The sequence below is a fragment of the Deltaproteobacteria bacterium genome (assembly GCA_020845895.1).
Taxonomy (GTDB): Bacteria; Lernaellota; Lernaellaia; order JACKCT01; family JACKCT01; genus JADLEX01.
Genome location: JADLEX010000094.1, coordinates 13,507 through 29,418, shown reverse-complemented (window position 1 = coordinate 29,418; position 15,912 = coordinate 13,507). Strand labels below are relative to the sequence as shown.

General features: G+C 63.3%; 18 protein-coding genes. All 18 read right to left on the bottom strand.

Translation table 11 applies throughout. From position 1 onward, the window contains the following. Window positions 1-3: 3 nt before the first annotated feature. The 18 genes from IT350_12285 to lptC all read right to left on the bottom strand — a co-directional run bounded on the left by IT350_12285 (window position 4) and on the right by lptC (window position 15,832). The gene (locus IT350_12285; protein MCC6158822.1) at window positions 4-1,593 is read right to left on the bottom strand and encodes a hypothetical protein; all 1,590 of its coding nucleotides are present in this window, start codon (window positions 1,591-1,593) and stop codon (window positions 4-6) included. A 1-nt stretch (window position 1,594) separates the two neighbouring features. Next, on the bottom strand, window positions 1,595-2,104 hold the full coding sequence (locus IT350_12280) for a TlpA family protein disulfide reductase (protein ID MCC6158821.1): 510 nt from the start codon (window positions 2,102-2,104) through the stop codon (window positions 1,595-1,597). 107 nt (window positions 2,105-2,211) lie between these two features. Further along, entirely contained in the window at window positions 2,212-2,781 is a 570-nt protein-coding gene (locus IT350_12275; GenBank protein MCC6158820.1) for a peroxidase-related enzyme, read from the bottom strand. A gap of 88 nt (window positions 2,782-2,869) precedes the next feature. Further along, on the bottom strand, window positions 2,870-4,048 hold the full coding sequence (locus IT350_12270) for an HD domain-containing protein (protein ID MCC6158819.1): 1,179 nt from the start codon (window positions 4,046-4,048) through the stop codon (window positions 2,870-2,872). 111 nt (window positions 4,049-4,159) lie between these two features. Further along, window positions 4,160-5,158, bottom strand: a complete 999-nt coding sequence (gene tilS / locus IT350_12265) for a tRNA lysidine(34) synthetase TilS (GenBank protein MCC6158818.1) — start codon at window positions 5,156-5,158, stop codon at window positions 4,160-4,162. A 5-nt stretch (window positions 5,159-5,163) separates the two neighbouring features. Further along, window positions 5,164-5,664 carry a hypothetical protein gene (locus IT350_12260; GenBank protein MCC6158817.1) on the bottom strand — a complete coding sequence of 167 codons (501 nt, stop codon included), beginning with the start codon at window positions 5,662-5,664 and terminating at the stop codon, window positions 5,164-5,166. A 140-nt stretch (window positions 5,665-5,804) separates the two neighbouring features. Continuing rightward, window positions 5,805-6,824 carry a tyrosine-type recombinase/integrase gene (locus IT350_12255; protein ID MCC6158816.1) on the bottom strand — a complete coding sequence of 340 codons (1,020 nt, stop codon included), beginning with the start codon at window positions 6,822-6,824 and terminating at the stop codon, window positions 5,805-5,807. 287 nt (window positions 6,825-7,111) lie between these two features. After that, window positions 7,112-8,887 (bottom strand): phosphoenolpyruvate--protein phosphotransferase, encoded by a 1,776-nt coding sequence (ptsP, locus tag IT350_12250; GenBank protein MCC6158815.1) that lies wholly within the window; start codon window positions 8,885-8,887, stop codon window positions 7,112-7,114. Then, window positions 8,887-9,180: an HPr family phosphocarrier protein gene (locus tag IT350_12245; GenBank protein MCC6158814.1), complete on the bottom strand. Its 294-nt coding sequence runs from the start codon at window positions 9,178-9,180 to the stop codon at window positions 8,887-8,889. Before IT350_12245 ends, ptsP begins: the two co-directional genes overlap by 1 nt. Next, window positions 9,167-9,577: a PTS fructose transporter subunit IIA gene (locus IT350_12240; protein MCC6158813.1), complete on the bottom strand. Its 411-nt coding sequence runs from the start codon at window positions 9,575-9,577 to the stop codon at window positions 9,167-9,169. The genes IT350_12245 and IT350_12240 overlap by 14 nt, the downstream gene beginning before the upstream one ends. Window positions 9,578-9,622: 45 nt before the next feature. Beyond that, window positions 9,623-10,495: an RNase adapter RapZ gene (rapZ, locus tag IT350_12235; GenBank protein ID MCC6158812.1), complete on the bottom strand. Its 873-nt coding sequence runs from the start codon at window positions 10,493-10,495 to the stop codon at window positions 9,623-9,625. After that, window positions 10,492-11,442, bottom strand: a complete 951-nt coding sequence (hprK, locus tag IT350_12230; protein ID MCC6158811.1) for an HPr(Ser) kinase/phosphatase — start codon at window positions 11,440-11,442, stop codon at window positions 10,492-10,494. The genes rapZ and hprK overlap by 4 nt, the downstream gene beginning before the upstream one ends. Before the next feature lie 34 nt (window positions 11,443-11,476). Continuing rightward, entirely contained in the window at window positions 11,477-11,938 is a 462-nt protein-coding gene (locus tag IT350_12225; protein ID MCC6158810.1) for a PTS sugar transporter subunit IIA, read from the bottom strand. A gap of 71 nt (window positions 11,939-12,009) precedes the next feature. Then, complete coding sequence (gene raiA, locus IT350_12220; GenBank protein MCC6158809.1) at window positions 12,010-12,333, bottom strand: ribosome-associated translation inhibitor RaiA; 324 nt, start codon at window positions 12,331-12,333, stop codon at window positions 12,010-12,012. A 25-nt stretch (window positions 12,334-12,358) separates the two neighbouring features. Beyond that, window positions 12,359-13,822, bottom strand: coding sequence for an RNA polymerase factor sigma-54 (gene rpoN / locus IT350_12215; GenBank protein ID MCC6158808.1), 1,464 nt, complete (start codon window positions 13,820-13,822; stop codon window positions 12,359-12,361). A gap of 8 nt (window positions 13,823-13,830) precedes the next feature. Continuing rightward, a complete protein-coding gene (gene lptB, locus IT350_12210; GenBank protein ID MCC6158807.1) occupies window positions 13,831-14,559 on the bottom strand; it encodes an LPS export ABC transporter ATP-binding protein in 729 nt (242 codons plus the stop codon). Further along, the gene (locus tag IT350_12205; GenBank protein MCC6158806.1) at window positions 14,556-15,299 is read right to left on the bottom strand and encodes a hypothetical protein; all 744 of its coding nucleotides are present in this window, start codon (window positions 15,297-15,299) and stop codon (window positions 14,556-14,558) included. Before IT350_12205 ends, lptB begins: the two co-directional genes overlap by 4 nt. After that, entirely contained in the window at window positions 15,296-15,832 is a 537-nt protein-coding gene (gene lptC / locus IT350_12200; GenBank protein ID MCC6158805.1) for an LPS export ABC transporter periplasmic protein LptC, read from the bottom strand. Before lptC ends, IT350_12205 begins: the two co-directional genes overlap by 4 nt. Window positions 15,833-15,912: the final 80 nt, after the last annotated feature.

Below are 15,912 nucleotides of genomic sequence, written 5' to 3'. Positions count from 1 at the left end.
GGCCTAGAATTTCAGTGTCAGATCGGCCCGCGCGCCGTCGAAGGGCGGGACCTCGCGGCATACGCCGCCCGAACAGACGAGCCCGCCCTTGATGCGCCCATAGAACAGCGTGACATCGACGTGCGTGCCCGCCGTGATCGTCGCCTCGCCCGACCAGAACTCGGGATCGTCCTTGGTCTCGCGCGAGAGTCCGGACCCGGACGACAGCGGCTCGTCCGAGTGCTCGTACCGGCCCGTCACCGACAGTCGCGACGCCCAGTTCCATGTCGGCGCGACCGAGTAAGAACCGTACTCGGTGCCCATATAAATCGCCATGCCGGAAAAGTCCTTCCAGCGCGACTCGATGGTGAGTTCGTGTTCGGCGGCCACGGGCGCGCCCGCGTCGAACTCGCCGTGCAGCCATCGGCCCTCGGGCTCCTCGCGGTAACCGCCGCTGCCCATCACGTACGCGCCGTTCGCGAACTGCTTTTCAACGCCGCCGTACGAGTGCTCGACCCACTGCTCCAGGTCCTCGGCCTCGTAGTGCGCGGCGAGATCGCCCGGCGCGGCATTGTGCCGGTCGGCGCGGTAGTAGTTGCCGAACACCGAAACGTCGATCACCGGAACCTCGACCTCGAGAAACCCGCGAGCGCCGAGAATGTCGGTGCGATCGGGCAGGTGCCCGAAGGTCTGCTTTTCGAACTCCAGAATCGGCGGCTCGCAGTGCGGATACGCGAATCGAAAATAGTCCTGCCCCTCGCCGATGAAGGTGACCGGGCCGAAGTTGAGGTTCAGGCTCGCGTAGGCCGCGCGGCCTTCGGTCTCCACGTCCTCGACGGCCTTCTTCTGGTCGGTCAACTCATACCACGCATATTCGCCCGCGAACGAACCGTGCCCGCCGAATTGCAGCCACTCGGCGCCGACGCCGAACACGTGGTAGGGGTCGTCCTCTTCCTGCGCCGTCGCGCCCAGCGACTCGTCGTAGCGAAGTGTTCCTCCGGCGTAACGGGCCGAAACGAATCCCCACCGCGGCACGCCGGCGACCATCTGCCCGCCGTACACCGTGTCTTCCTCGTCGAAGCCCGGCTCTTCTTCGCGCGTTCGGGCGGGCTCGAAATACAGGTCGTCGCCCTCGTTGACGAAGCCGCCCAGCGCGCGCAGCTCCACGTAACCGTCCCGGGCGCTCCACTGGCCGACGCCGCCGCGCACCGTGTTGTCCTGGCCGAATTCGTCGCGCTTGGTGAGCGACAAAACGAGGCCGCTGCCCATGCGGTTGTAGAAGTCGCCCGCCCGCGCGAACCACATGCCGTCCTGGTACTGCACGTACGCCTTTTCGAGCAGGTACTTGAGTGCGTATTGTTCCTTCTCGAAATAGAACTCGGTGTCGTAACGCACCCCGGCCGTGAACGGACCCTTGATCGCCGTGAGGTTCAGGCGGTTGATCCACGCGCCGAAGCGCTCGTCCTCGTCCACGGCGGTCTGGTCGTAGAGAAATTTCGCGCTGTTCAGGATGTTGAACGAGTCGGTGACAGGGGTTTGCCACTCGAACGCATCGGCGGCGCCGACCGATAGGGCGATGCACGCCACGAGGACGATGACGGTACGGCCACGCATGTCACTTCGCGCCGATCGCCGCGCGGATCTTCTCGTCGAGTTCCTTTTCGTCGCCCGGCGTGAATCCCTTGTGCGTGTACACGATCTCGCCCGCCGCGTTGATGAGCACGGTGTACGGGAACGCGCCCTGTTGGTTGTAGATTCCCGTCACGTTGGAGTCGGTGTCGTAGAGAACGGGATAGGTGACGGCCTTGCGCTCCACGATCTGCTTGGCCTTGGGCACGCCCGACGCCGTGTCGGTGTTGATGGACAGGATCTCGAAGCCCTGGTCTTTGTATTGCTGGTAGATCTTTTCCATCATGGGCATTTCGAGCAAACACGGCTTGCACCAGCTCGCCCAAAACGTCATGAGCACGGCCTTTTTGTCGGCGTAATCGGCCAGGGCGTAGCTCTTGCCCGACGCGTCCTTGAGCGAAAACGCGGGGGCTTTTCCTCCGGCCGCGGCCGCGACCGAAACCAGCACGAAAATCCCGAACAGGCCGATGAAAATCCGCAAAGAAAACGATCGCATCCGAGCCCCCGAACCGCCCCGCGCGGGTGGAGATGGAGTGCGAAAAACCTAGGGGAAATCCCGCGCAGCGTCAACGAAGACCGGGGCGGGGCCAAGTGCGGCGGGCGTTACCGCTCTTCGTCGAGATACCCCGACACCTCTTCGTCGGTGTGCGTCACGCCGAGACCGAGTGCCACGCGATTGACGAAGTTGAAATACGCGGTGATCAGATTGACCTGAAGGATCTCGTCGTCGCCCGCCCCGGCCTCGCGCAGTTCGTCGATCAGCGAGACATCCATCGAAAACGGCTTGTGCGTGAGCTGCTCGGCGTATTCGAGCAGAAGCTGCGTCTTGCGCGGCAGAGGCAGACGGCGGAAGTCGCGCGCCGCCGTGCGAACGCGCTCGTCGTTGCGCCACGAACCGCGCAGCGCCTCCGAATGATGCGCCACGCAGTACTCGCAGTCGTTGAAACTCGACACGACGACGGCGACGAGTTCCCGATCCTCCCGCGAAAGCGGGCCCGGGCCGAACATCAACGCGGTGTAGAGATCGAGATGCGGGGCGATGGTGTGCGGCAGAAGACCCTGCGCGCGAAACACGTTCGCGACCTTGCCGCGACGCAGTCGGACGTTGTCCAGCGCACGCTCCGTCTCCGGTCCGCCGTGTCCGCCTTCCTGGAATTCGATCCACGCCGTCATGCCGCCCCCCAATCCGGGAAATGTGACATTTTGGCGCAGGAATGTTCGCGACGATATGGCCGGGATCAATGGGGAGCGGAAACCGCGCTCAGACGGCCTCACCGAGCGGTTCGGCGTACTCGTCCTGTATGCGGCGAACGTCGTCGAGATGTTCCATGAAGACCTCGAGGATCATCGGATCGACGTGCGTGCCCGAGGATTCGCGCAGGATCTGGAGGCACTTCTCCATGGGGAACGCGCGCTTGTAGGGGCGCTCGGACTGGAGCGCGTCATAGACGTCGGCAATCGCGACGATACGGCCTTCGAGCGGGATTTCGTAGGCGCGAAGTCCGAAGGGGTAGCCGGTGCCGTCGAGATGCTCGTGGTGCGTCAGCGCGATCATCGCCGAGGTGCGAATCAAGTGGTTGTCGTCGAGGTGTTCGGACTTCGCACCGAGCACGGAGCGGACGTCGGCGGGCGTGGCCGTGCGTTCCATCAGCATCTCGTAGCCGATGAGGGTGTGCGTCTTCATGGTGTCCCATTCCTCGGCGGTGAGCTTGCCGGCCTTGAGCAGGATGCCGTCGCGGATGCCGATCTTGCCGAGGTCGTGCATGGGGGCCGTGTGGGCGAGCATGTCCACCTGGTCCTGCGGCAGCCCGAGCCCGCGCCCCATGAGCGCCGAATACAGCCCCACGCGGATGACGTGGCGACCGGTTTCGTTGTCGCGGAACTCCGCCGCCTTGGCGAGGCGCTGGATGACCTCGAGTCGGGTGCGGACAAGCAGCTTTGTGCGGTTTTGGACGAGGTCCTCGACGATGCGGTTTTCGTCCTGCAGGAAGTCCTGAAACGCCTTGACGCGCAGCACGTTGCGCAGCCGAAGGGAGGTTTCCACCGCGTCGTAGGGCTTGGGCAGGATCTCGAGCACTCCCAGGGCCGAGGCTTTGGCGCGCAGGCCGTTGTCCGAGGACGACGACAGCGCGACGAGGGGGATGCCCTTGAGGTAGGGGTCACGGGCGATCTGGTCGATCAGTTCGATCCCCCGCCCGCAGAACGCCGACAGGGACACCATCAGCAGGTCGGGATTCTGCGACCGGATGCGGTCCATGGCGCGGGTGTAGTCGTCGACGAGGCTCACATCGTTGTAACCGTCGTTTTCAAGCAGGGCGTCCAGCGCCCACAGGTCCTCGACCACGTCGTCCACGGCCACGATCACCGGCTGGGATTTCCAGTGTTTTTCCATGGTCTTGAGCCAGTTTTCTTCCGGAAACCAATCGCGAACGACCAGCATGACAAGCTCCCCATTCGTCAAATGGAGTTATCGGCGGAAACCGACGGTTGTTAAAATGAAAATGCGGATTGATGATGAAAATCATCCGATCGGGACCACCGAACGCGACGATCACGCTCCGCGAGCGGCTGTCCTGGCGGGGGCGATCGTGATGACGAAGCTCTCCCGGCGGGCGAAAAAGTCCGACCCGATCGGGAATCCCGGCTGACGGTGATCCGCGAAAATGAGCCGTTCCAGGTCGTCGGCGAGGTCCAGATCCACGCGATTCGAGCCGATTTCCCACAAAAACCGGTGCCAGAACACGCGTCGGCGTTCGATATCCGTCGCCAAGAGTGCCTCGACGCAAAGGACCCAGATGCCGGATTCGAGCCGCGCACAGGACGCGAGCACGTCGCGGAAGACCCGGTCCAGGGCCGCGTCCTCGCGCCGGGCGATCTCGGCGGCACGGGCCAGCACCTCGTCGCAACCCGGCCGAATCTCCCGCAGCGCCGGAAGGACGATGTGGCGAAGCGCGTTTCGCGCGAGATTCGTGTCGGCGTTGGTGGGGTCCTCGCGCCATTTTAGCCGTTTCGAGGCCGCGAAATTCGCGATGCGTTCGCGGTCGACCTCGAGGAAAGGTCGGATCCACCGGCCCTTAACGGGCAGGATCCCACGCAAGCCCCGAGTCCCCGCTCCGCGCGTCAAACGCTCCAGAACCGTCTCGGCCTGATCGTCCCGATGGTGCGCCGTGGCGATCTTCGTCGCGCCGAGATCGTCGGCGATCGTTTCCAGCGCCGCATGCCGGGCTTCGCGGGCCGCGGCCTCGATGCCGAGCGGCGAACGCATGATGGCGCCGGCATCCAGCTTCGACTGCTGATGCGGGATGCCCTCGCGGGCGCACAACGCATCGACCCATTTCGCGTCGTCGGCGCTGCCGTCGCGAAGACCATGATCGACGTGTCCCGCGACGACACGGATGCCGCACAGGCGCTCGATCGACCCGAGCGCGCGGACGAGCGCCACCGAATCGCGCCCGCCGGACAGCGCGACGAGCACGATGTCCCCGGCGCGCCACATCTCGTGGCGGCGCGCGGTTTTCAGAACCTGCTGGATGAACGGATCGACACGCACGCGCGTCAGTGACCGGACGGCGCGGCCTCGCCTTCCGGCGCTCCCTGCGCTTCGGGGGGTGCGCCTTCCTCGGCCGGCCCGGTCAGCACGTTTCCGCGCGGGCTCTCGCCGAGGGTCTCCATGACGGTGAAACGGCATCCGCCGTCTTCGCCCGTCAACTCCACGACGGCCATCAGGAGACGCTGGTCCTTGCGAAAGTAGAGCATCTTTCGCGTTTCCTTTTCGGGCACGCTCGCGACCGCGATCCACCCCCGCTCGACCCAACGCGTCTCGATGAAGTTGAGGACCGATTCCATCGGCGAGTGCGTCGTGTACATGAGGCGATACCCGCCGGGACCCGCTTCGCGGGCGTCCATGACGGCGGGCTCGAAGATGGGAACGTCCGGGGCGGGAACCTCCGTGGGCACCGATGGCGCGGGGGGTTTGTCCTCGTCGGCCTTCTTCGAACACGCGCCGGCGGCGACGAGCGCGGCGCACAGCGCCATCAGCAGGACGACACGCGCCATGACAGTCTTCGTCATTGTTCGCCCGATTTGGGGTTTCACGGCTTCAAATTAGCCGCGCAACGTCTCGTCTGGCAAGGATTTGTCCGCCGAGAATTCGTCTCTGGACAATTCCCGCCCCGCGTCATCGGCGCCCGCCGATTTCATCCGCGCGTCGCGATCACCGGCAACACCGGTTCGTCGGCTTCGTCCTCACCGAGGACGCCGACGTCGAGACGTCGTTCCTCGTTGAGAAAATCCAGCACCTTCTTTTGCCGACGCGGAGCGACCTCGTCGTAAACCTGCGTCGTCACGAGCGAGCTGTGACCGAGGATGTCGCGGATTCGTTCCATGGCCATGCCGTTGTTGAGCAGCATCGTGGCCATCGTATGTCGGAGCGCGTGGGGGGTCACCCGGCGGCGGATGCCCGCGGCCTTGCGGATTCGTTCGAACATATTCTCGACGGCGAAGATCGAGAGCCGTCCGGGACAGCGGTTGAGGAAGAACGCCGGGCAGCCGCCGTTCGCCAGTCGGCGGATCTTCCAGTATTCGCGAAGGGCCGCCAGGGTCTTTTCGCCCGCGACCACCAGATGCCGGTCGCGATTGCCTTTTCCCTCGACATGGATTGTTCCAAGGTCGAGGTCCACGTCTTCGATGTCGAGCTCGGTGAGTTCGCCGATGCGCATCGCCGTGGAGAACAGCAGCTCGATAATGGCCCGGTCGCGAATCGCGTTGTCGTGAAACAGGCGAATACGCCGACCGCAACCGGGGCGCAGCATCTCCGAATAACGCTCGACCTCGCCGTCCACGCACTGCAGAAGGCGAACGAGGTCGCCCGAATTCAGAATGCGCGGCTGCGTCTTCTGGATTTGCTGCTTGTAGCCGAGTTCATCCGCGGGATTGCCGGGGATCGCGCCCCGTTCGCGGAAATAGCCGAAGAACGCCTTGAGGGTCATGACCTTTCGACGCACGGTCGTCGGTTTGAGATCCTGGCGACTTTCGAGGTCCTCGACGTAGGCGCGGATGCGCTCGACGCCGACATCGGAGAGGCTCGCGACATGGGTGAAATCGACAAACTGAGCGAGATCGTAGGAGTACGCCCTCGCCGTTTTTTCGGAGAGCCCGAGCTCCGATCGACATGCCGTCTGAAACTGCTCGACCGCCCCCGCCAACTGGATCGTCATTCGACTCGCTCCCGGTGAATTTTGGCCTTGCCAACCGGGTCTCGGGGAGTTATCCCAACGCATGGTGACCGCCGGTCATTCCTGCTTTGCGTGTCAAGATAACTCCGCCATGCCCAAACGCACATTATCATGACCGCGGTTCAGAACGCAATAACCATGTAACAGTTCGTTTTTGTTGGAGAAAATAATCAGCATGACCACCGGTCATGAAACGCGGCCGTTCTCGCCGACCGATCGTCCCACGAACGGGGACGCGGCATGAGCGAGCGAACGCGTCGCTCTGAACCCTAGATCGTCCAGGAATGGTCGCGAAATTCGACGGGGAACCGGGTGTGCATCGTGTCCTTGACGAGGGCGATGATCTCGCGTCGCGTCTTCATGCCGAGCACACGCCCGGCCAGTGCGCGCGCCTCACCCATGTCGATGCGCCGGACGAGGTCCTTGACCTTCAGGGTCGCCGCGGGGCTCATGGAAAGGTTGTCCACTCCGAGGCCGATGAGCAGCATGGTGAGCTGCAGGTCGCCGGCCATTTCGCCGCACATCGAGACCTCGATCCGGGCCTCGCGCGCCGCGTCCACCGTCTGCTTGATCATTCGCAGAATCGCCTGGTGGATGGGGCTGTAGAGATAAGCGACGTTTTCGTTCTCGCGGTCGATGGCCATGGTGTATTGGATCAAGTCGTTCGTTCCGATGCTGAAGAAATCGACCTCGGCCGCGAGGATGTCCGCGATGATGACGGCGCTGGGCACCTCGATCATGATCCCCAGGCGTACGTCATCGGAAAACTCGCGCCCTTCGAGTTCGAGCTCCTGACGCACTTCCTCCAGAATCCCCTTCGCGCGCCGCAGTTCGGACAGGCACGAGATCATCGGGACCATGATTCGAAGGTTGCCGTGCACCGACGCGCGCAGCATGGCGCGGAGCTGATCCTTGAAGATGTCCTCGCGTTGCAGGCAGAACCGGATCGCGCGCAGTCCCATGGCGGGATTCGATTCGCCCGGCTGGTTCAACTCGGGCAGCACCTTGTCGTAACCCATGTCCAGCGTACGGATGGTGGCGTAGTGGTCGCGGCCGACCTCCCGCAGAAGTCGCGAGTAGATTTCGTACTGCTCGTCCTCGCTGGCGGGACCGCCCTTGGCGAGGAAAATGAATTCCGTGCGGAACAGGCCGATGTCGCGGATGCCGACGTTCGTCGCGAGGCGCATTTCCTCGGGAAGGTCGATGTTGACCTGCAATCCGACGGCGACGCCGTCCGCGGTGACGCACGGCAGGTCCTTCATTTCCAGCAGCTCGGCCGTGCGGGCTGCGCGCTTGCGGATCTTCTCTTGGTATTCGTCGATGAGTTCGAGGCTCGGGTGGACGAAGACGAGGCCGTCCTGCGCGTCGAGGATCAGCACATCGCCCGTCTTGACGTGCGACGTGATGTGCTCGAGGCCGACCACCGTCGGCAGTTCCATCCCGCGCGCGAGAATCGACGAATGGCTCGTCGGGCCGCCCAGATCGGTCGCGAGCCCGACCACGCGCTCGCGGTCGATATGGGCCATGTCGCCGGGCGAGATGTTGTGCGAGACGATGACGACGCCCGGAGGCACGCCGTCCAGGCTCTCGTCCTGCACGCCCATCAGGTTGCGGATCAGGCGTTGGGCGACCTCGTCGAAGAGCTGCGTGCGCTCGATGCGCGTGCGTTCGGATTCGCCCGCGAGCGTGGCCTTGAGCCCGTCGAAGAGCTTCTTGACGGCCCATTCGGCGTTGATGCGGTCGGTTTCGATGTGCCGGAGCACTTCCTGGATCATGTACTCGTCGGCGAGCCAGGCCAGGTGCGCCTCGAGGATCAGCCGGTGATCCTCCTGCAGATCGCGTCCGAGCGCGGCTTCGAGCTGGGCGCGGCTCTTTTCGATGGCGTCGTGGACACGGGATTTTTCGAGCAGGACGAGCTCGGGGAGCACGAGGCGCATCGTGACGCGCAGCTTCGCGCGGTCGATGCAATACGCGAGGCCGACGATCACGCCAGGCGCGCCGACATTTCCCTTGAATTTCCGGCAGACGAGCTCGGAGTCGCTCATCACTCCTCTCCGAACTTTTCGACGAACAGCGTTTCGAGCGCGGCGCTCGCTTCCTCGGCATCCGGACCCACCGCGCGGATCGTCAGCACGGTGTTTTTCGGCGCGATCAACGTGGTCACGCTCATGATGCTCTTCGCGTTCGCCGCGCGATCGCCCTTGTGCAGGTAGATCTCGCACTCGAAGCGGGCCATTGCCTTGACGATCTTCGACGCGGGGCGCAGGTGAATGCCCTGCTTGTTGCGCACCAAAACGTCGCGAGTGACCGTGAGCCCGGGGTCTTTATCGTGCGCCATCGCTCAGGAACTCGCTGGCGAGCGAGATGTGTTCGCGACCCACTTCGATGATGGAGCGGGCCAATTCCGCGAGCGAAAGGCCGTCGCGGTGGTGCGCCAGATACATCATCATCGGCAGGTTCAGGCCGCTCACGACCTCGATCCGCCCTTCGGCCAGCAGCGACAGGGCGACGTTGGACGGCGTTCCGCCGAACATGTCCGTCAGGATCAGGACGCCGTCGCCGTCATCCACCGCGCGAACGGCGTGGTCGATGCGCTTGGCCACCGCGGACGGATCTTCCAGCGCGTCGATTTCCACGGCGATGGCGCGTTCGACGGGACGGCCCTCGATCGTGCTCGTCGTCTTGATGATTTCCTGGGCCAACATTCCGTGGGCCACAACAACCATGCCGACCATGCGTCGAACTCTCCCGGCGCCGCGCGAACGCCCGGCGCGTCCCGCTCAGGGCTCCTGATATCGTTTGAGATCCCGGTGAACCACGGTGGACTGGTGTTTCCCCGTCCGAAAGGTCTTCGCCAGATGTTCGACGATCGCGACGGAACGGTGGGCTCCCCCGGTGCAGCCGATGGCGACGGTGAGGTAGTGCTTACCTTCTTTCTCATAATACGGCAACAGGAAGCGCAGGAACTCGGCGACGGTGTCGACGAAACGTTTCGTGACGTCCTGATTCAGGACGTATTCCGCGACCTTTTCGTCACGTCCGGTGAACGGTTTGAGGTCGGGAACAAAGTAGGGGTTGGGCAGGAAGCGCACGTCGAACATCAGGTTGGCGTCGGTCGGCACGCCGAACTTGTAGCCGAAGCTCTTAAACGTGATGCGCAGGGGAAACTTGTCGCCCGAGGGTCCGAATCGCTCCTGCAGGTCGCGGCGCAGATCGTGCACCGACAGGCTCGACGTGTCGATCACGTCGTCGGCCGCGGCGCGCAGATGCGCGAGGCGCTCGCGTTCGTTCTGGATCGCCTCCATCAGGTCGCCCGTCGCGTCGAGCGGATGCGGGCGACGCGTCTCGGAGAACCGTCTCACGAGGCTCTCGTCCGACGCGTCGAGAAAAACCGTGTGGATGGGATAGCCCGCGTCGATCGAGGACTTGCGGATCTGGTCGTACTCGTCCGTGAAGTTCGCCGCGCGGCTGTCCATGACCAGGGCATAGCGGGTGTATTCCGACGCCGTGTCCGAAAGCTCCAGCAGCTTGGGCAATAGGGCGATCGGCATGTTGTCGATGCAGAAATAACCGATGTCCTCGAGCGCTTTGATCGCGATGCTTTTCCCCGACCCCGACATGCCGGTCAGAATGAGGATCGAGACGTCTTTCATTCCGCTTCCTCGAGCACGTCGTCGTCGGAGACCTTCTCCTCCTGCCCCGCGATTTTCGCGAGCAATCCGTCCTGAAACTCCTTGGCCGCGTGATAGCCTTCGAGCTTGAGCAGGTGGTTGCGCGCGGCGACCTCCACGATGGCGGTGAGGTTGCGGCCCGGACGGACGGGAATCGTCACCATCGGCAGCTCGACGCCGAGGATCTGGTAGAACTGGTCGTCGAGGCCGACGCGGTCGTACTCGGTGTTTTCGTTCCACTCCACGAGACGCACCACCAGGTGCACCTTCTTCTTGTCGCGAATCGCCCCGATGCCGAACATCTCCTTGATGTTGATGATGCCGAGGCCGCGGATCTCCATGAGGTACTTGGTGATCTGGGGGCCGCGCCCGTTGATGGAATCGGGTCCGCCGCGGGCGAGCTCGACAATGTCGTCGGCGACGAGGCGATGGCCCTTGAGGATGAGATCGAGGGCGCATTCACTCTTGCCGATGGCGCTCTTGCCGAGCATGAGCACGCCGACGCCGAAGACATCGACGAGCACGCCGTGCATGGTGGTGCGCCGCGCGAACCGCGATTCGAGAAACCGCGTCGCGCGATTGATGAACTCCTGCGTGGTCAAGCGCGTCCTGAGCACCGGCGTTTTCGACGATTCGGCCAGCTCCACGAAGACTTCGGGGACTTTCTGAAACCGCGTCACGACGCAGCAACAAACGCCCTTTTCGAAAAACGCGGTGAGGATCTTGCGGGCCGCGGCGGGCTTCTGGTCGTGCAGATAGCTGATCTCGGTCTTGCCGAAGACCTGCATCCGGTGGTTGACGACGTGTTTGGTGTACCCCGCCATGGCGAGGCCGGGCTTCTGGATGTGCGGGACGTAGATCTTGTTGTCGAGTCCGCCCTGCCCGGTGATGAGCGTCATCTCGAGGTTGTCCTGCTCGTGCTCCAGCATTTCGCCGACGCGGATATACGCCACGGCGTCCCCCTCACTCGTTCTGATCGGCGAGGTCGATGATGCGCCGAATCTCCGTCGCGTCAACCGCCGCCATGAGTCGTTCGGTCTCGCCCGGCGTCTGACAAACCCTGCTGATGCGCGCCAGCAGCGACAGGTGCGCGCCGACCGAATTGTCCGGGGCCAGAATTGCAAAGAACAAATGCGCGGGACGCTCGTCGATGCTCTCGAACTCGATCCCGGCGACCGAACGGCCGAACGCCGCGAGAATACGTCGCAGGCCCGGCACCTTGGCGTGCGGGATCGCCACGCCATCGCCGACACCCGTGCTGCCGAGACGTTCGCGTTCCCAAAGCGCGCGAAACGCCTCGGCCGGATCGAGGTCAGGGTCCTGTCGTCCGGCGAGTTCCACGAGTTCGCGCAAGACGTCCCGACGATCCCCGGCCGCGAGGCTCGGCGCGATCACTCCCGGTGAGAGATATTCCACGATCCGCATATTTCGATTCCATGACGTCGCCGTCGGTCCGGATCGTTCGCCGCGCGAACGATACCCCCGCGCCGGGACGTTCAGTCGGTTTCCGCCTCGGTTTCCGCGACCGCGACGCGACGCGAATGCATCCGGCCCTTCGCCTTCTTGACCTGAACTTCCAGCTTGTCGGCGAGCCCGTCGATCGCGCTGTACATGTCCTGCGTTTCCTCGTGGCAGGTGATCGTCTGGCGGTCGGCCGTGAGCGACGCCTCGGCGATGTGCCGGAATTTTTCCACGCTGAGGACGACGTTCACGTCGATGGGTTCGTTGAGGTACTTTTTCACTTTGCCGAGCTTCTGTTCGGCATACTCCTTGATCGCGTCCGTGGGTTCCGTGTGCCGAAAAGTCACCGAAAATTTCATGGATCTCTCCTGGCCTGCCGGGTGGTCATAGCACGCGTCGGCGTTTGCTCGACGACAGGATTCCGAGCAACTCGCGATACTTGGTGACGGTGCGCCGCGCGATCACGATCCCGTGCTTTTTCAGCAGGATCGTGACGATCTCCTGATCCGAGAACGGCTTCTTCGGGTCCTCACTGGAAATCAGCTTGTGGATGTGCTGCTTCACGGCTTCGGACGCGATCTGGTCGCCGCTCGACGAGTCGATGCCCGAATTGAAAAAAAACTTCAGTTCATGGATTCCCTGCGGCGTGTGCACGTACTTGTTCGTCGTGGCGCGAGACACGGTCGACTCGTGCATCTCGATGTCCTCGGCGACGTCGCGGAGCACCATCGGCGAGAGTCCCACCGCACCGCGGTCGAAAAAGCCGCGCTGGCGTTTCACGATGGACTGCGTGACCTTGTAGATCGTGCGCTGGCGTTGGTGGATCGACCGGATCATCCACATCGCGGAGCGCAACTTTTCGTGAATGTACTCGCGTTCCTTTTTCGACGTGGCCGCGTCGCGCACGGCCAGCATGTCCTTGTAGTAGTTCGATACGCGCAGCTTGGGCAGGCCGTCGTCGTTGAGCAGCACCTCGTAGTCGTCGCCGACCTTGACGACGTAGATGTCGGGCACGATGTGCTGCACCGGCTTGCCGCCGAAGGGTCGCCCCGGTTTGGGCTCGAGGCAGCCGATCTCGCGCAACAACCGGGACAGGACGTCGGAGGTGATGCCCATCGCCTTCATGATGGCGTTGTAATTGCGCGTTTCCAGATCGTGCAGGTGGTTTTCGACCAGCTTTCGCAGATTCGCATGGTCGCCCGGCATCTGGCGCAGTTGCAGGAGCAGGCATTCACGCAGATCGCGCGCGCCCACGCCGGGCGGATCGAATTCCTGGATCACCGCGAGCGCTTCCTCCACGTCGTCGATGTCCCACTTCTGCGATTCGGCGATTTCGGCGAGCGGCCGCTTGAGATAACCGTCGTCGTCGATCTCGCCCACCAGATAGATCGCCATGCCGCGAATCGCATTGTCGACATCCGATAGGCGCACCTGCCATTCGAGGTGCTCGGCCAGCGTTTCGGTTTTCGTGATGGGCGATTCGAATTCCTCGCGATCCTCCGGCGCCTCGTATCCGCCCTGATAATCCTCGACGCCCTGCTGCTCGAAATACTGCCGCCAGTCGATGTCCTTGATGTCCGACAACGAGGGCAGCCGTTCGGTGTCATGATCCGTTCCCAGGTCGTGCGCTTCGGGCTCTCCGACCGAGTCCGGAAGTTCCTTTTGGGCCGCACGGGCTTCTTCGAGTTCGTCGATCTCCTCGAGCACGGGATTTTCGAGCAGTTCCTGCGAAATCGCGTCGGCCAGTTCCAGACGCGTGAGTTGCAGCAGCTTGATCGCCTGCTGCAACTGCGGCGTCATCACGAGCTGCTGCGTGAGTTTCAGCGATTGTCGGAGTTCCTGCGCCATCGTCGCCCCTATAAACGGAATTTTTCGCCCAGGTAGATCTCGCGGGCTTTCGGAGAGTTCGCGATCGACTCCGGATCGCCCTGCTCGAGCACCTGGCCCTGATGGATGATGTACGCGCGGTCGCAGATGCCGAGCGTCTCGCGGACGTTGTGGTCCGTGATGAGCACGCCGATGCCTTTTTGCCGGAGCTTCTCCACGATCCCCTGGATCTCGGCCACCGCGATGGGGTCGATGCCCGCGAAGGGTTCATCGAGCAGAATGAACGACGGCTTCGTGACGAGCGCGCGCGTGATCTCGACGCGCCGGCGTTCGCCGCCCGACAGGGCGTATCCCGGGCTCTTGCGGATGTGCGTGATCGACAGGTCCTCGAGGAGCTGATCGACGCGCTCCCGCTCGTCGCGTCGCGACAGGCCCATGGTTTCCAGAATCGCGAGAATGTTTTCCTCCACCGTCAGCTTGCGAAAGATGCTCGGCTCCTGCGCCAGATAGCTCAGCCCGAGCCGCGCCCGGCGATACATCGGCTCGCCGGTGATGTCCTCGTCCCCGAGACGAACCGTGCCGGCCTCGGGTCGGTAAAGACCGACAATCATGTAAAAGCTCGTGGTCTTGCCCGCGCCGTTGGGTCCGAGCAGTCCGACGATCTCCCCCTTCTGCACATTCACCGAGACGCCGCTCACCACCGTTCGCGCGCCGAATCGTTTGACGAGCCCTTCCGTGGAAAGCTGCTGCGCATTCACGGCGTGGGTTCCTCGACGATCGGCTTCTCATCCTTGGCATCGGCGTCATCGTCGCCGGTCTTGACCGCTTTCGGTTTTTCGTCTTTCGGGGGCGGGTTCTCGGAGAGTTCCTGGAGCCGTTTTTGCGCGGCGGGGTTCAGGGAATCCTGCGCGCTTTGCGGGACCACCGTGACCTGCACGCGGCTGCTGCCGGATCCAATCACCTCGACGCGCTCGTCGGCGATGTGTACGACGATGCGGTTACCGGTGAGCAGATCGGTTCCCGAATACACGCGCGGGTTCCCGGTCAGGGTAACGGTTCCCTTCGCCTGGTCGAAGGTGACCTGCTCGCAAAAGACGCGGCGCTCGTTCTGGATCATCTTCACCGAGCCCGACGCCACCAGCGTCTTGATCCCGCCGTTGCCGCTCGTGAGCGCCGCGATTCCCGTGCTCGCCGGCTGATCGATCGTCGGTTTCGGCGATTCGGCCTGCTCGCGTTCGTATTGGATCACGACGGTATCCGCGTTCAACACCGCCGTGTCCTGCAAGGCGACGACATTTCCGATGAACCGGGCGACCTGGAGCTTGTTGTCCACCTCGGCCCGATCGGCCGCGAGGCTGATGGGCTTGGTCGTATCGAACACGAAGGCGGTCGGCGGCGACTTGGCGGAACCCGTCGCCCCCTGCCCCAGTGCGGACGAAGCCAGCGCAGTTGAGGCAAACACCATAACGATCGCCGCAACAGCCTGCGCGCGCGTCATTTCGCCGCCTGTTTGAGCACGTCCACATTCCACAGCGTGCTTTTCACCTCGGAAAGAAACTCGAGCCGCTCGTCTTCGATGGCGATCGTCATGCCCACACTCGACATCGCCATCCCCTCGCCCCGGATGAAGACCTGGCTGTCGGTTCGGATGGTGCGGTCGGCCTGCGTGTAGTTCATGCGATCGGTCGTGAGTGTATAGCCCTTGGAACTGATGAGACGCACTCCGCCGTCCAATTCCACGTTCTGCGTTTCGGTGTTCAGGCTCCCATGAGCGCCCGCGAGACGAAGGCTGCCCGCGTCGTCCGGGTAGAAAAACGCTTCGATCTCGTGGAACTCGACGGTTTTTCGATCTTCGGTGTACACGGCTTCCTTGGCCCGTATCTCCCACTCCACGCGCCCGCTCTGCGTTCGCGTGAATGTGAATCCCTGCGCCCTGGACGAATTCCCTTCTTCGCTGTCCGCCGCGGCGACTGGTGTCGGCGCGGAATGTTCGCCGCACGCTGTCGCCAGCGCCCAAGTCATTGAAACCAATAAGAAAATCCGTAAGACAACCATCAGAGCACGCCAGTTATAGCAGATTCCGTGCCAATAGTCCAAAGAAAAGTGCAGCG

Coding starts and splice junctions, on each gene's coding strand:
- IT350_12245 (MCC6158814.1), bottom strand. CDS start 9,180: ATGGCGCACGATAAAGACCCCGGGCTCACGGTCACTCGCGACGTTTTG.
- rapZ (MCC6158812.1), bottom strand. CDS start 10,495: ATGAAAGACGTCTCGATCCTCATTCTGACCGGCATGTCGGGGTCGGGG.
- rpoN (MCC6158808.1), bottom strand. CDS start 13,822: ATGGCGCAGGAACTCCGACAATCGCTGAAACTCACGCAGCAGCTCGTG.
- IT350_12260 (MCC6158817.1), bottom strand. CDS start 5,664: ATGGCGCGTGTCGTCCTGCTGATGGCGCTGTGCGCCGCGCTCGTCGCC.
- IT350_12280 (MCC6158821.1), bottom strand. CDS start 2,104: ATGCGATCGTTTTCTTTGCGGATTTTCATCGGCCTGTTCGGGATTTTC.
- raiA (MCC6158809.1), bottom strand. CDS start 12,333: ATGAAATTTTCGGTGACTTTTCGGCACACGGAACCCACGGACGCGATC.
- IT350_12270 (MCC6158819.1), bottom strand. CDS start 4,048: ATGCTGGTCGTTCGCGATTGGTTTCCGGAAGAAAACTGGCTCAAGACC.
- IT350_12225 (MCC6158810.1), bottom strand. CDS start 11,938: ATGCGGATCGTGGAATATCTCTCACCGGGAGTGATCGCGCCGAGCCTC.
- IT350_12255 (MCC6158816.1), bottom strand. CDS start 6,824: ATGACGATCCAGTTGGCGGGGGCGGTCGAGCAGTTTCAGACGGCATGT.
- ptsP (MCC6158815.1), bottom strand. CDS start 8,887: ATGAGCGACTCCGAGCTCGTCTGCCGGAAATTCAAGGGAAATGTCGGC.
- IT350_12205 (MCC6158806.1), bottom strand. CDS start 15,299: ATGACGCGCGCGCAGGCTGTTGCGGCGATCGTTATGGTGTTTGCCTCA.
- hprK (MCC6158811.1), bottom strand. CDS start 11,442: ATGCTGGAGCACGAGCAGGACAACCTCGAGATGACGCTCATCACCGGG.
- IT350_12285 (MCC6158822.1), bottom strand. CDS start 1,593: ATGCGTGGCCGTACCGTCATCGTCCTCGTGGCGTGCATCGCCCTATCG.
- IT350_12240 (MCC6158813.1), bottom strand. CDS start 9,577: ATGGTCGGCATGGTTGTTGTGGCCCACGGAATGTTGGCCCAGGAAATC.
- IT350_12275 (MCC6158820.1), bottom strand. CDS start 2,781: ATGACGGCGTGGATCGAATTCCAGGAAGGCGGACACGGCGGACCGGAG.